The sequence below is a fragment of the Enterovirga sp. genome (genome assembly GCF_035325185.1).
Classification (GTDB): Bacteria; Pseudomonadota; Alphaproteobacteria; order Rhizobiales; family Beijerinckiaceae; genus Enterovirga.
This window is the reverse complement of record NZ_DAOLAJ010000007.1, coordinates 66,595-77,964: the sequence shown is the minus strand read 5'-3', so window position 1 is coordinate 77,964 and position 11,370 is coordinate 66,595. Positions and strand designations below refer to the sequence as shown.

Below are 11,370 nucleotides of genomic sequence, written 5' to 3'. Positions count from 1 at the left end.
TTCATGCCGGGCATGTTCGTCTTCCCGGGCGGGCGTCTCGAGCGCTCCGACCGCTTCATGGCAGCCGCCTCGGAGCTTTCGGAGGAGACCGAGCTGCGCCTCGCCGCGCGCGTGACCCGCCGCTCGGACGGGCGCGGGCGCGCGCTCGCCCTGACGGCCTTGCGCGAGACCTACGAGGAAACCGGCCTCGTGATCGGACAAAGGGCCGCAGACGCCGCGCCCCGGCGCTCCGTTCCGGCCGGCTGGTCCTCCTTCGTCGAGGCCGGCATCCTGCCAGATCTCGGCGCGGTGACCTTCATCGGCCGCGCCATCACCCCTCCCCGCCGGCCGAAACGCTTCGATACGCGCTTCTTCGCGGTGGATCGCGAGCGGGTCTGCCTCGAGGAGCAGGGCTTCGTCGGGCCGGACAAGGAACTGATCGAGCTCGCCTGGGTGGGACTCGGGGCGGCGAAGGCGCTGGAGCTGCCGCGGATCACCTCCATCATGCTGGAGGAGCTGGAGCACCGCGTCGGCGAGGGATTTCCCCGCGATGCGCCGGTTCCCTTCTATCGGCAGGAGCGCGGCAAGTTCCTGCGCGACCTGCTCTGAAGAGCCTTCTTCCTTGACGCGGGCCGCTCGATGAGCGAGGAGGGCCGCTCATTGCTTTCGAGCGGCGATGCGGCTCGCCTCGCGACCGTCGTGCGCGCCCCATCTGGAGATCATCATGGCCAAGGCCGTCACCATCAAGGTGAAGCTCGTCTCGACCGCCGACACGGGCTACTTCTATGTCACCAAGAAGAATTCCCGCACGATGACCGACAAGTTCTCGATCAAGAAGTATGATCCGGTCGCGCGCAAGCATGTCGAGTTCAAGGAAGCGAAGATCAAGTAACACCCTCGCTTTCATTTGCATGCCATGAAACGCTCCCTTTCGGAGCGTTTTGTGTTTTATAGTCCGAAAGTTGGACTGGAATCGCGAGCTTCGACACGATGGCATCCTGGGGAGATATCAACGCAGCCTTGAACGGGCTGGTCCGCGAAGGGGTGATCACGGGTTTCAAGACGAATCGAGGCGACAAATCCCACCAGGACGGCCTGCAAGTGAACGTCGTTCCCGGCGCCGGCGGTGACGTCGAAGGGATTCGCTCGCAAATCCTCGCCGTCTTGACGCCGCTCGACGACGAGGTGACGGTGACGGTCGGCGGGGACAATTCAGCCGGCGCCTGAGAGGGATGCTTACGGGAAGGGCGGATCCCGCCTTCCGCGCATGGCTGTGATGGCCTGGAGCCGGCTTTCGAAGGAGTGAGCCTTCATGCGCCTTGCGCTCTCCGGTGTTCTTCTGGCGGCGGCGCTCCTGCCGCTGGCCGGCACGGCCGCCCGGGCCCAGATGAGTTGCTGGGAGCACCGTGCGATCTGCGAGTCGGTCTGCACGCCGGATCGGGTGGCGCGCTATTATTTCGGCGCACGGGAGCGCTGCACGGCGAGTTGCGGGCCGCGCTGGCAGGAATGCGTGAATACGGGCCTGTGGGTCGATCTGGAGCGGCAGACGAGCGGCGGCGTCGAATACGCCCCGCCCTTCTGATTCCCGGAAGAAGTGGCCGGCCGGGAGCGACGATGAGGAGGCTGATGTCGCTCCCGGGCCGGCCTAGCCCTAGAAACCCAGGAGATGCGGCGGACCTGAGCATCGTAGGGCGTCCTGTGGAGCGTCTTGCGACGCCCGAGCACCTGGACGCAACCGTAGCGACACCTGCCAGTCGAAGACAATACGAAGATGGCGCTTTGCGCCGTTAAACCTCTGTTTAGGTTAAGGCTTCGGTCCCTCGCCCCGCCGGCTCAGGCGGCCTCGGCGACGACGCGGTTCCGGCCGCCGCCTTTCGCCTGGTAGAGGGCGATATCCGCCCGCTTCAGCAATTCGGCCGGCGTCCGGTCGCCGGCCTGGCGGGCGGCGACGCCGATCGACACGGTGACGTCCAGGCCGCCGGCAGGGCCGGCCTGGAACGGGCTGCCGCACACGCGCTCCCTGATCCGCTCGGCCACCATGCGCGCATCCTGCAAGGAGGCCTCCGGGACGACCACGACGATCTCCTCGCCGCCGAACCGCACCACGAGATCGACCCCGCGGGTGAGCGAATTGATCCGCGTCGCGAATTCCCTCAGCACCGCATCCCCGACATCGTGGCCGAAGCGGTCGTTCACGGATTTGAACCGGTCGATATCGAGCAGGAGGACGGCGATCGGCGCATTGCGACGCACGGCGTCCTTGAAGAGCGCATCGAAATGAACGTCGAGATAGCGGCGGTTGTGAAGGCCGGTCAGGCCGTCCGTGACCGCAAGCTCCAGGGAACTCTGGACGCTCTCCCGCAGGCGCTCGGTGAATCTCTTCCGGCGGATCTGGGTACGTACCCGGGCAATCAGCTCGTTCCTGTCGATGGGCCGCACCAGAAAGTCGGCCGCCCCGATGTCGAGGCCCCGCAGGATGCGCGCCCGCTCCTCGACCTCGGCGAGCGTGATCACCGCGACGTCCCGCGTCCGATCGAGCGAGCGAAGCTGCCCGCATAAGCGCAAGCCGTCGAAATCGCGCAGGTTGAGGCTCACCAGGGCGACGTCGATGCCCCCCTCCGCGCAGCGCAGGAGCGCGGCATGGGGATCGCTCTCGACCTCGACCGTGTGGAAGGCGCCGAGCGCGGCCTTGAGCCTCTCGAAGGAACCCGGCCGGTCGTCGACGACGAGGACGTGTCCGTTCTGCCCGGTCTCGACCGTCGCGGCGACGAAGGGATCGTTCGTCCCCAGGGTGCGCGAGCCGATGACCCGCGCCCGCAGCTCGTCGGTGGCCGCTTTCAGCCGGATCAGGCTGCGCATGCGGGCCAGGAGCGCGGTGTCGTCCACGGGCTTGGTCAGGAAGTCGTCGGCCCCCGCATCGAGGCCCCGCACGCGATCGGCGGGCTGGTCGAGGGCCGTGACGAGAACGATCGGAAGATGCGCGGTCGTCGGCGAGCCCTTGAGCCTGCGGCACAGCTCGAATCCGTCCATGCCGGGCATCATCACGTCGCTCAGGACGATGTCGCAGAGGCCCTGCTCGCAGATCGCGATCGCGTCGGGACCGTTCATGGCGGTCACGACGTCGAAATATTCCGCGGTGAGCTTCACCTCCAGAAGCTTCACATTGGTGAAGAGGTCGTCGACGACGAGGACGCGAGCAGACACGGCGATCTTCCGTCAGGCGTTCAGATAAGTGCGGACCGTTTCGAGAAACTTGGCGACCGAGATGGGCTTGGAGAGATACGCCTCGCAGCCGCCCTGCCGGATGCGTTCCTCGTCCCCCTTCATCGCGAAGGCGGTCACGGCGATGATGGGAATGGCGCGAAGGTCGTCGTCCTCCTTCAGCCAGCGCATCACGTCGAGCCCCGAGACCTGCGGCAACTGGATGTCCATGATGATGAGGTCGGGGCGCTCGGCCCGCGCGATCTCGATCGCCTCGACGCCGTTGCCCGTCTTGAGCGTCGCATAGTTGTGCGCCTCCAGGAGGTCGCTGAACAGCTTCATGTTGAGGTCGTTATCCTCGACAATGAGCACGGTTTTCGTCATCAGGCACGGTTCCGGTGGAGCGGATGCTCGCGGGCGCCTCGCGCCTCTCGATAAGCGGGCATCGTAGCGGAGACATCTTGATGAAAGGCGAATCCGGCAGCCTGCCAAGACGCCGCGACATCATGTCGAAGGATCTGGCCGAAGGCATCGCGCTCGAGGCGTTCCAGCGGCTCGCCGCCGATCCCGAGCGGCTGGGCCGGTTCCTGGCCGTCAGCGGCCTCGATGCCGGGTCCGTCCGACAGGCGGCTTCCGAAGCGGGGTTCCTGCCGGCCGTCCTGGACTATTTGTGCGCCGACGAGGCCCTGCTCGTGGCCATCGCCGCCGAACTCGGCCGCCGGCCGGAGCAGGTGGCCGAGGCCCGGCATAAAATCTCGCCGGAACCGGACTGGGACGCCTGACGGCACCCCCTTCCGTTCAGCGCCGACAATCGCCCTTGTCGGGCAGGAGGTCCAGGCGGACCATGTCTCCGCGCAGGACGAAATCGCCGTAATCCAGCTTGAGCGCGCGGCTGACCCCGTTGTCGTAGAGGTCGAAGCTCAGGATGTAGCTCGGCAGCATATCGGCGCGGCCGGAGCCGTAATAGCTCAGCACGACGGGCCAGCGCGACAGCTTGGCGAGTCCCTCCTGCCGGGCCGGCTCCTCGAGCGCGCCCTCCCCGCCCGGCTTGATCTCGCGGCCGATCACGGCAAGCGTCTCGTAGACCTTCCGGCCGTCATCCGAGCCGTCGAACAGCTTCAGCGGCAGCAATGTGCGGCCGTCCCGCGCCGCGGCGATGATGTCCTTCATCTGGGCGTTCGGGAAGACGACCTCGCCCTGGAGGGACAGGTTCTTGCGCCGCGGGGTGTTCAGCTTGACAGACAGCGCCGGCCCGGCCCGGCGCTCGGCGAGGCCGTCGACGGTCTTGGACCCGGTCTCCGAACTCGAATCGTTGCGGAAGCGATAGCTCTTCCCGTCGCCGCTCTCGAAGCTCGCCGTGCGGAGATCCGAGGTGCGTGCGCCGCTCTCGGCGCTGTCCAGGATCGTCACCTGCCGGAATTTCAGCGCATAGCCCTCGCAGGCGTTCCCGGTGAACTCGAAGGCGATGCGTCCGCTCGCGCTCTCGATTCCCCGCATGCCGCGGCTCGACACGAGCGAGAGGTCATAGACCGCGCGATGGGGAGCGAGCCGCACCGGCTGGTCGCCCGCGGCCGCCGCAGGGCCGAGTGGGAGGATCACCGCCATCGTGGCGATGCAGCATTTGATCATGGCATCCGCCTGCATGTCCTGGCACCTAACCTTACCATCCGTCCCCGCCGCCGCAATGAAGCAGCTTGCCGCCGCTCCCGGCATGGGTGAGAAGCTGAAAGCTGCACATGCATCCAGGATGAGGCGAAGGTGGGACGGATCGAAGCTCGGCTGAAGGAACTCGGCATCACCCTCCCCTCCCCTGCGGCGCCGGTGGCGAATTACGTGCCCTTCGTCAGCATGGGCGGCCTCGTGACGATCTCGGGACAGCTCTGCCTCGGGCGGGACGGCAAGATCGCGCCCGAACATACGGGCACGCTCGGCGCGGGCGTCTCGCCGGATGCCGCGAAGGCAGCCGCACGGCTCTGCGCCATCAACCTCCTCGCCCAGCTCAAGGCCGCAGCGGGGGATCTCGACCATGTGCGGCGCTGCATCCGGCTCGGCGGCTTCATCGCCAGCAGTCCCGATTTCACCGGACAGGCGCCGATCATGAACGGCGCCTCGGACCTCATGGTCGAGGTCTTCGGCGATGCGGGCCGGCATGCGCGCTCGACCATCGGCGTCGCCGCCCTGCCGCTCGGCGCCTGTGTCGAGGTCGAAGGGCTGTTCGCGCTCGAATGAGCACGCCGTCCTGGCTGGTCGCGCGGCCGATCGCCCATCGCGGCCTGCACGCGCCGGCCCGCGGCATCTACGAGAATACAGTCGCCGCGGCGGAAGCCGCGATCTCGGGCGGCTACGCCATCGAATGCGACGTCCAGCTCTCGGGGGACGGCGAGGCCATGGTCTTTCACGACGACGATCTCGCACGTCTGACCGAGGCGGCGGGTCCCGTCTGGAACAGGACGAGCGCCGCGCTCGGGGCCCTGCGGGTCGGAGGCGGCGAATCGACCATCCCGACTCTCGCCGCCTTCCTCGACCGCGTCGGGCGGCGGGCGGCGGTGGTCGTCGAGATCAAGAGCCGCTTCGACGGGGACGAGCGCCTCGCCCGGCGGGTCGTCGAGGTGCTGGAAGGCCGCGATCAACTCGTGGCGGCGAAGTCCTTCGATCCGAAGGTCGTGGCCCTCCTGCGGCGGATCGCGCCGCGGCTGCGGCGTGGAATCGTTGCGCAGGCCGCCTATCCGGGGGAGGAATGGGGCGCGGCGACCGAGGCGGAGAAAAAGGCGATGGCGACCTTCGCCCACTGGCCCGAGACCCGGCCCGATTTCATCTCCTACCGCTATGCCGACCTGCCGAGCCAGGTCGTGGTCATGCCGCGCATCCTGTCCGGCATTCCCGTGATCACCTGGACGATCCGCTCGCAGGTCGAGGCCGACCGGGCCTCGGCCTTCGTCGACCAGATCGTCTTTGAAGGCTTCGTGCCGGCTTGAGCGAGCCGCGACAGGTCGAGATCCGCATCGCCCGGAGCCTCGGCGCGGTCGAAGCGGCCGACTGGGATGCGTGCGCGAATCCGCCCGAGGGCGCCCCGCCGGGGCTCGACGAGACTCACAATCCCTTCGTCAGCCACGCCTTCCTGTCGGCGCTGGAAGAATCGGGCTGCGTGGGCGGGCGGAGCGGCTGGACGCCGCTGCATCTCCTGGTCGCGGATGCCGACGGGAAGCTCGCAGCGGCAGCGCCCTGCTACGCCAAGTCCCATTCCATGGGCGAATACGTCTTCGACGGAGGCTGGGCCGACGCCTATGAGCGGGCCGGAGGGCGCTATTACCCGAAGCTCCAGGTCGCAGTCCCCTTCACCCCGGTCACGGGGCCGCGCCTCCTCGTCCAACCCGATGCCGGCCCCGAGGCGCATGAGGCGCTGGTCGGCGGCCTGAAGGCTCTGCAAGGCCGGATCGGCGCCTCCTCGACGCATGTCACCTTCATTTCCGCCGAGGAAAGCCGCGCTCTCGCACAAGACGGCTATCTCGTGCGCACCGACAAGCAGTTCCACTGGCTCGATGAAGGCTACGGGGATTTCGAGACCTTCCTCTCCGCCCTCGCCTCGCGCAAGCGCAAGGTCATCCGCCGCGAAAGACGGGAGGCGCTGGCGGACGGGATCACGATCGCCCATGTGACCGGGCGGGACATCACCGAGGCCCATTGGGACGCCTTCTTCGCCTTCTACATGGATACCGGCTCGCGCAAATGGGGCCGGCCCTATCTCAACCGGCGCTTCTTCTCGCTGGTCGGGGAGCGGATGGCGGAGCGCATCCTGCTCGTCATCGCCAGCCGGAACGGACGCCCCATCGCCGGGGCCATCAACTTCATCGGCGATCGCGCGCTCTACGGCCGCAACTGGGGCTGCATCGAGGATCACCCCTTCCTGCATTTCGAGGTCTGCTATTATCAGGCGATCGATTTCGCGCTGGCGCGCGGCTTGCGCCGAGTCGAGGCTGGCGCGCAGGGCGAGCATAAGCTCGCGCGCGGCTATCGCCCTGTGACCACCCATTCGGCGCATGACATCGCCGATCCGAACTTCCGCCGGGCCGTCGCCGATTATCTCGTGCGGGAGCGCTCCCATGTCGCCGCCGTCCAGGCCGAATACGAGGAGGCCCTGCCCTACCGGCGCGTGACGGCCGAGGACGATTGACGGCAGGCCCCGCGGTCCCGATGAAGCTCTCGACAGGAGGTGCGCCGATGCCGGCCTATGACGATACGAACATCTTTGCGAAAATCCTGCGCGGGGAGCTTCCCTGCCTGAAGGTCTACGAGGACGAGCACACGCTGGCGATCATGGACATCATGCCGCGCGCGGACGGCCATGCGCTGGTCATCCCGAAGGCGCCGAGCCGGACCTTCCTCGACATGGCGCCCGAGGACATCGCCACCCTCTATGCGACGGTGCAGCGGGTCGCGCGCGCGGCGAAGGCGGCCTTCGACGCCGACGGCATCACGATCCAGCAATTCAACGAGAGGGCCGGCGGACAACTCGTTTTCCACACTCATGTCCATGTGCTGCCGCGCAAGGAGGGCGTCACGCTCCGGCCCCATGCCGGGCAGATCGCGCCTGCCGACATGCTCGAGGCGCATGCCGCGAAGCTCAGGGCCGCGCTGGGCTCGTAACCGCAGCGGTCAGACGAAGCGATCGAGCCTGATCATCCGGCAGGTTTCCCCTGCCGCGAGAGCCGGCGCCCGGGGCGGACGCATGATGAGGGCGTCGGACGCCGCCATCACCGCCGTCATCGACGAATCCTGCCGGGCATGGGCGCTCACGCGCTGGCTCCCGTCGGCCTGCCGGACCAGCTTGGCGCGAAGATAATCCTGGCGGCCGTCGTTCGGGGCCAGGGCCTCCCCGAGGATCGCCGGTTCGGTCGGGTCCTCGCCAGCCGCCGGATCGCCAAGCAGCGCGCGGATGGCCGGAACCAGGAACAGGATGGAGCATACGAGCGAGGAGACCGGGTTGCCCGGCAATCCCAGCAGCATCATCTTGCCGAGCCGCCCGTGCATCAGGGGCTTTCCCGGCCGCAGCGCCACTCGCCAGAAGCCGAGTTCCATGCCCTCGCCCAGCAGGGCCTTCTGCACGAGGTCATGATCTCCGACCGATGCGCCGCCAAGCGTCACCAGGATATCCGCCCGCGCAGCCTGCGCCGTCTCGACCGCGCGAGCGAGGTCGGCGAGATTGTCGCGCGCGATCCCGAGGTCGACCGCCTCTCCGCCGGCCTTCTCGACGATCCGGCCGACGCCGAAAGGGTTCGAGGCGAAGATCTGGTCGGGGGCGGGATGCTCGCCCGGCCGGACCAGTTCGTCCCCCGTCGCGAGGATGGCGATGCGGGGCAGGCGGCGCAGGCTCAGCGTGCCGTGCCCGGCCGCCGCAGCCAGCGTGATGCGGCGGGCGTCGAGCCGGTCGCCGGCCCGAAGCAGGATCTGGCCTTCGCTGAAATCGAGCCCTTCCGGGCGGACGTAACGTCCCGGCGGCTCCTTGGCCCGGACCGTGACAACGCCCTCTCCGGCTTCCGTATCCTCCTGGATCACGATCGCATCGGCGCCGTCCGGCAGCGGGGCGCCGGTGAAGATCCGAACGGCCTCGCCCGACCCGATCCGGCCTTGGTGGCGGCGTCCGGCGGCGCTCGTGCCGAGGAGGCGAAACGTCGCCGGAAGCGCGGCGAGGTCGGCCTCGCGAACCGCATAGCCATCCATGGCCGAGGCCGCGAAAGGAGGCTGGTCGCGGCTCGCGACGAGATCGGCGGCGAGCGTGCGGCCCGCGGCGCGGGAGATCGGAACCTCCTCGGCCTCGACGGGCTGTCCGATCCCGGCGAGCACGCGGGCCAGCGCCTCCTCGACCGGGATCATCGCCATCAGTCCCGGGCCTCGTAGTCGCCCGAGCGGCCGCCGCTCTTGGCCAGGAGCCGGATGCCTTCGATCCGCATCGAGCGATCGGCCGCCTTCACCATGTCGTAGAGCGTAAGGCAGGCCACCGAGACAGCGGTCAGGGCCTCCATCTCGACGCCGGTCTGGCCTGTCACGGAGACCTCCGCCTCGACCCTCACGCCGGGCAGGGCGTCGTCGAGGCGGCAATCCACCGCGATCTTCGTCAGCAGGAGCGGATGGCAGAGGGGGATCAATTCATGGGCACGCTTGGCCGCCATGATGCCGGCGAGGCGGGCCGTGCCCAGGACGTCGCCCTTCCTGGCATCGCCCGCGCGGATCAGCGCCACCGTTTCGGGGGCGGTGACCACCTTCCCCTCGGCCCGCGCGACCCTCTTCGTCGCCGCCTTGCCGGAGACATCGACCATGTTGGCCGCGCCGCTCTTGTCGAGATGGGTGAGCGTGGCCACCGGATCAGGCCGCCAGGAGGCGGCGCGTCGCCGCCGCGACATCCGCCTGCCGCATCAGGCTCTCGCCGACGAGGAAGGTCTCGATGCCGGCGGCGCGAAGCCGTGCAATATCCTCCGCCGTGGCGATGCCGCTTTCCGCCACGACGATGCGGTCCCGGGGAATGCGCGGCGCGAGGCGCTCGGATGTCGCCAGCGAGACCTCGAAGCTGCGCAGGTCCCGGTTGTTGATACCGACGAGATCGGCCCCGAGCGCGAGCGCGCGGTCGAGTTCCGCCTCGTCATGGACCTCGACGAGGACGTCCATGGCCAAGCTCTTCGCCGTCTCGTGCAGGGCGCGGGCCTCCGCATCGTCCAGGGCTGCCATGATGATCAGGATGCAGTCGGCGCCCCAGCTCCGCGCCTCGCGGACCTGATAGGGCTCGAACATGAAATCCTTGCGCAAGGCCGGCAGAGCGCAGGCGCCCCGCGCTTCGACGAGATATTCGGGCCGCCCCTGGAAGGAGGGCGCATCCGTCAGCACCGAGAGGCAGGCCGCGCCTCCCTCTTCATAGGCGCGCGCCAGGGCAGCCGGGTGGAAATCCGGCCGGATGAGCCCTTTCGAAGGGCTCGCCTTCTTGATCTCGGCGATCAGGGCGCTTTCGCCCGCCGCATGCTTCTTCCGCAGCGCCCCGGCGAACGAGCGCGGAGGAGAAGCCGCGCGGGCGCGGCTTTCGATCTCGGCCTCGGGAATCGCGCGGCGCGCCGCCGCGATCTCCTCGCGCTTGTAGGCGGCGATGCGCTGAAGGATGTCGGTCATCCCTCCCCTCCGTTCGAAACGGCGACCAGCCTGGAGAGCGTGGCGCGTGCGGCGCCGCTGTCCAGCGCCGCGCGGGCCTGCGCGACGCCCTCGGCCAGATCGCGCGCCCGCCCCGCCACGACGAGGGAGGCGCCCGCATTGATCAGGCCGATATCGCGATAGGCGCCCGGCCGGCCCTCGAGGACCGCCACGAGCGCGGCGGCATTGTGGGCCGGGTCGCCGCCCTTGAGATCTTCCCGCCGGGCGCGGGCGAGGCCGACCTCCTCCGGCGTCACCCTGATATGCCGGATGTCGCCTTTCTCCAGCACCACGATTTCGGTGGGTCCGGTGGTGGTGATCTCATCGAGTCCGTCCGAGCCGTGGACGGTCCAGATGACCTCCGAGCCGAGTTCCCGAAGCGTCTCGGTCAGCGGCACCAGCCAGGCGGCCGAGGGCACGCCCACGAGCTGGCGCTTCACCCCGGCCGGGTTGGAGAGCGGCCCGATGAAGTTGAACAGGGTGCGGGTGCCGAGTTCTGTCCTCACCGGGCCGACATGGCGCATCGAGGCGTGATGCGTCTGCGCGAAGAGGAAGCAGAGCCCGGCCTCCTTCAGGCAACGCTCGGATTCGGCGGGCGACAGCCCGATTCGGACGCCCAGCGCCGTCAGCACGTCCGCCGCGCCGGATTTCGAGGAGGCCGCGCGGTTGCCGTGCTTGGCGACGGGAACCCCGCAACTCGCGACGACAATCGCGGCGAGGGTCGAGACGTTGTAGCTCCCCGAGCCGTCGCCGCCGGTCCCCACGATGTCGATCGCCTCGGCGGGCGCGCAGACGCGCAGCATGCGGCTGCGCATCGCCTCGACCGCTCCCACGATCTCGGACAGGGCTTCGCCGCGCACGCGCAGCCCCATCAGAAAGGCGCCGGCCTGGGCATGAGTTACCTCGCCCGAGAGCAGGGCCTCGAAGGCGTCCCGCGCCTCTTCACGGCTGAGCGCGGCACCCGTCGCGATCTTGGCGAGGAAGGGCTTGAAGGTCTCCATGCCGGCTCATTGCACTGCC

The 11,370-nt window shown here is 68.6% G+C and carries 16 protein-coding genes; 9 read left to right on the top strand and 7 right to left on the bottom strand.

The annotated features are described in order from the left end of the window. From PKD06_RS02860 to PKD06_RS02845, 4 genes are all read left to right on the top strand, one after another. Positions 1-588: NUDIX hydrolase (locus tag PKD06_RS02860; RefSeq protein ID WP_324377480.1), on the top strand; the 588-nt coding region annotated here is incomplete at its 5' end. A gap of 115 nt (positions 589-703) precedes the next feature. Beyond that, entirely contained in the window at positions 704-871 is a 168-nt protein-coding gene (gene rpmG / locus PKD06_RS02855; protein ID WP_324377479.1) for a 50S ribosomal protein L33, read from the top strand. A 128-nt stretch (positions 872-999) separates the two neighbouring features. Continuing rightward, positions 1,000-1,206, top strand: a complete 207-nt coding sequence (locus tag PKD06_RS02850; RefSeq protein WP_324377478.1) for a hypothetical protein — start codon at positions 1,000-1,002, stop codon at positions 1,204-1,206. A gap of 85 nt (positions 1,207-1,291) precedes the next feature. Further along, a complete protein-coding gene (locus PKD06_RS02845) occupies positions 1,292-1,561 on the top strand; it encodes a hypothetical protein (protein WP_324377477.1) in 270 nt (89 codons plus the stop codon). 251 nt (positions 1,562-1,812) lie between these two features. Here PKD06_RS02845 and PKD06_RS02840 read toward each other — a convergent pair whose 3' ends face one another. After that, positions 1,813-3,183, bottom strand: coding sequence for a PleD family two-component system response regulator (locus PKD06_RS02840; protein ID WP_324377476.1), 1,371 nt, complete (start codon positions 3,181-3,183; stop codon positions 1,813-1,815). Between the two features lie 12 nt (positions 3,184-3,195). Next, on the bottom strand, positions 3,196-3,564 hold the full coding sequence (locus tag PKD06_RS02835) for a response regulator (RefSeq protein WP_324377475.1): 369 nt from the start codon (positions 3,562-3,564) through the stop codon (positions 3,196-3,198). Positions 3,565-3,587: 23 nt separating this feature from the next. Between PKD06_RS02835 and PKD06_RS02830 the strand changes: the two genes are divergently transcribed. Further along, positions 3,588-3,962: a DUF3572 domain-containing protein gene (locus tag PKD06_RS02830; protein ID WP_324377485.1), complete on the top strand. Its 375-nt coding sequence runs from the start codon at positions 3,588-3,590 to the stop codon at positions 3,960-3,962. A gap of 16 nt (positions 3,963-3,978) precedes the next feature. Here the strand turns inward: PKD06_RS02830 and PKD06_RS02825 are convergent, their stop codons facing one another. Next, on the bottom strand, positions 3,979-4,824 hold the full coding sequence (locus PKD06_RS02825; RefSeq protein ID WP_324377474.1) for a cell envelope integrity EipB family protein: 846 nt from the start codon (positions 4,822-4,824) through the stop codon (positions 3,979-3,981). 114 nt (positions 4,825-4,938) lie between these two features. Between PKD06_RS02825 and PKD06_RS02820 the strand changes: the two genes are divergently transcribed. The 4 genes from PKD06_RS02820 to PKD06_RS02805 are packed head-to-tail and all read left to right on the top strand — an operon-like array spanning position 4,939 to position 7,824. Continuing rightward, a complete protein-coding gene (locus tag PKD06_RS02820; protein ID WP_324377473.1) occupies positions 4,939-5,409 on the top strand; it encodes a RidA family protein in 471 nt (156 codons plus the stop codon). Continuing rightward, the gene (locus PKD06_RS02815; RefSeq protein ID WP_324377472.1) at positions 5,406-6,155 is read left to right on the top strand and encodes a glycerophosphodiester phosphodiesterase family protein; all 750 of its coding nucleotides are present in this window, start codon (positions 5,406-5,408) and stop codon (positions 6,153-6,155) included. The genes PKD06_RS02820 and PKD06_RS02815 overlap by 4 nt, the downstream gene beginning before the upstream one ends. Further along, the gene (locus PKD06_RS02810) at positions 6,152-7,351 is read left to right on the top strand and encodes a GNAT family N-acetyltransferase (RefSeq protein WP_324377471.1); all 1,200 of its coding nucleotides are present in this window, start codon (positions 6,152-6,154) and stop codon (positions 7,349-7,351) included. Before PKD06_RS02815 ends, PKD06_RS02810 begins: the two co-directional genes overlap by 4 nt. 47 nt (positions 7,352-7,398) lie before the next feature. After that, positions 7,399-7,824 (top strand): HIT domain-containing protein, encoded by a 426-nt coding sequence (locus PKD06_RS02805; protein WP_324377470.1) that lies wholly within the window; start codon positions 7,399-7,401, stop codon positions 7,822-7,824. 9 nt (positions 7,825-7,833) lie between these two features. Here the strand turns inward: PKD06_RS02805 and glp are convergent, their stop codons facing one another. Genes glp through trpD form a run of 4 tightly spaced genes read right to left on the bottom strand, consistent with a single transcriptional unit; the run spans position 7,834 to position 11,351 of the window. Beyond that, complete coding sequence (glp, locus tag PKD06_RS02800; RefSeq protein ID WP_324377469.1) at positions 7,834-9,057, bottom strand: gephyrin-like molybdotransferase Glp; 1,224 nt, start codon at positions 9,055-9,057, stop codon at positions 7,834-7,836. Continuing rightward, the gene (moaC, locus tag PKD06_RS02795; protein WP_324377468.1) at positions 9,057-9,536 is read right to left on the bottom strand and encodes a cyclic pyranopterin monophosphate synthase MoaC; all 480 of its coding nucleotides are present in this window, start codon (positions 9,534-9,536) and stop codon (positions 9,057-9,059) included. Before moaC ends, glp begins: the two co-directional genes overlap by 1 nt. A gap of 4 nt (positions 9,537-9,540) precedes the next feature. Continuing rightward, positions 9,541-10,332: an indole-3-glycerol phosphate synthase TrpC gene (gene trpC / locus PKD06_RS02790; protein ID WP_324377467.1), complete on the bottom strand. Its 792-nt coding sequence runs from the start codon at positions 10,330-10,332 to the stop codon at positions 9,541-9,543. Next, positions 10,329-11,351, bottom strand: a complete 1,023-nt coding sequence (gene trpD, locus PKD06_RS02785) for an anthranilate phosphoribosyltransferase (protein WP_324377466.1) — start codon at positions 11,349-11,351, stop codon at positions 10,329-10,331. Before trpD ends, trpC begins: the two co-directional genes overlap by 4 nt. Positions 11,352-11,370 lie beyond the last annotated feature (19 nt).

Coding starts and splice junctions, on each gene's coding strand:
- rpmG (WP_324377479.1), top strand. CDS start 704: ATGGCCAAGGCCGTCACCATCAAGGTGAAGCTCGTCTCGACCGCCGAC.
- PKD06_RS02845 (WP_324377477.1), top strand. CDS start 1,292: ATGCGCCTTGCGCTCTCCGGTGTTCTTCTGGCGGCGGCGCTCCTGCCG.
- PKD06_RS02835 (WP_324377475.1), bottom strand. CDS start 3,564: ATGACGAAAACCGTGCTCATTGTCGAGGATAACGACCTCAACATGAAG.
- PKD06_RS02830 (WP_324377485.1), top strand. CDS start 3,588: ATGCTCGCGGGCGCCTCGCGCCTCTCGATAAGCGGGCATCGTAGCGGA.
- PKD06_RS02825 (WP_324377474.1), bottom strand. CDS start 4,824: ATGCAGGCGGATGCCATGATCAAATGCTGCATCGCCACGATGGCGGTG.
- PKD06_RS02815 (WP_324377472.1), top strand. CDS start 5,406: ATGAGCACGCCGTCCTGGCTGGTCGCGCGGCCGATCGCCCATCGCGGC.
- PKD06_RS02805 (WP_324377470.1), top strand. CDS start 7,399: ATGCCGGCCTATGACGATACGAACATCTTTGCGAAAATCCTGCGCGGG.
- glp (WP_324377469.1), bottom strand. CDS start 9,057: ATGGCGATGATCCCGGTCGAGGAGGCGCTGGCCCGCGTGCTCGCCGGG.
- trpC (WP_324377467.1), bottom strand. CDS start 10,332: ATGACCGACATCCTTCAGCGCATCGCCGCCTACAAGCGCGAGGAGATC.
- trpD (WP_324377466.1), bottom strand. CDS start 11,351: ATGGAGACCTTCAAGCCCTTCCTCGCCAAGATCGCGACGGGTGCCGCG.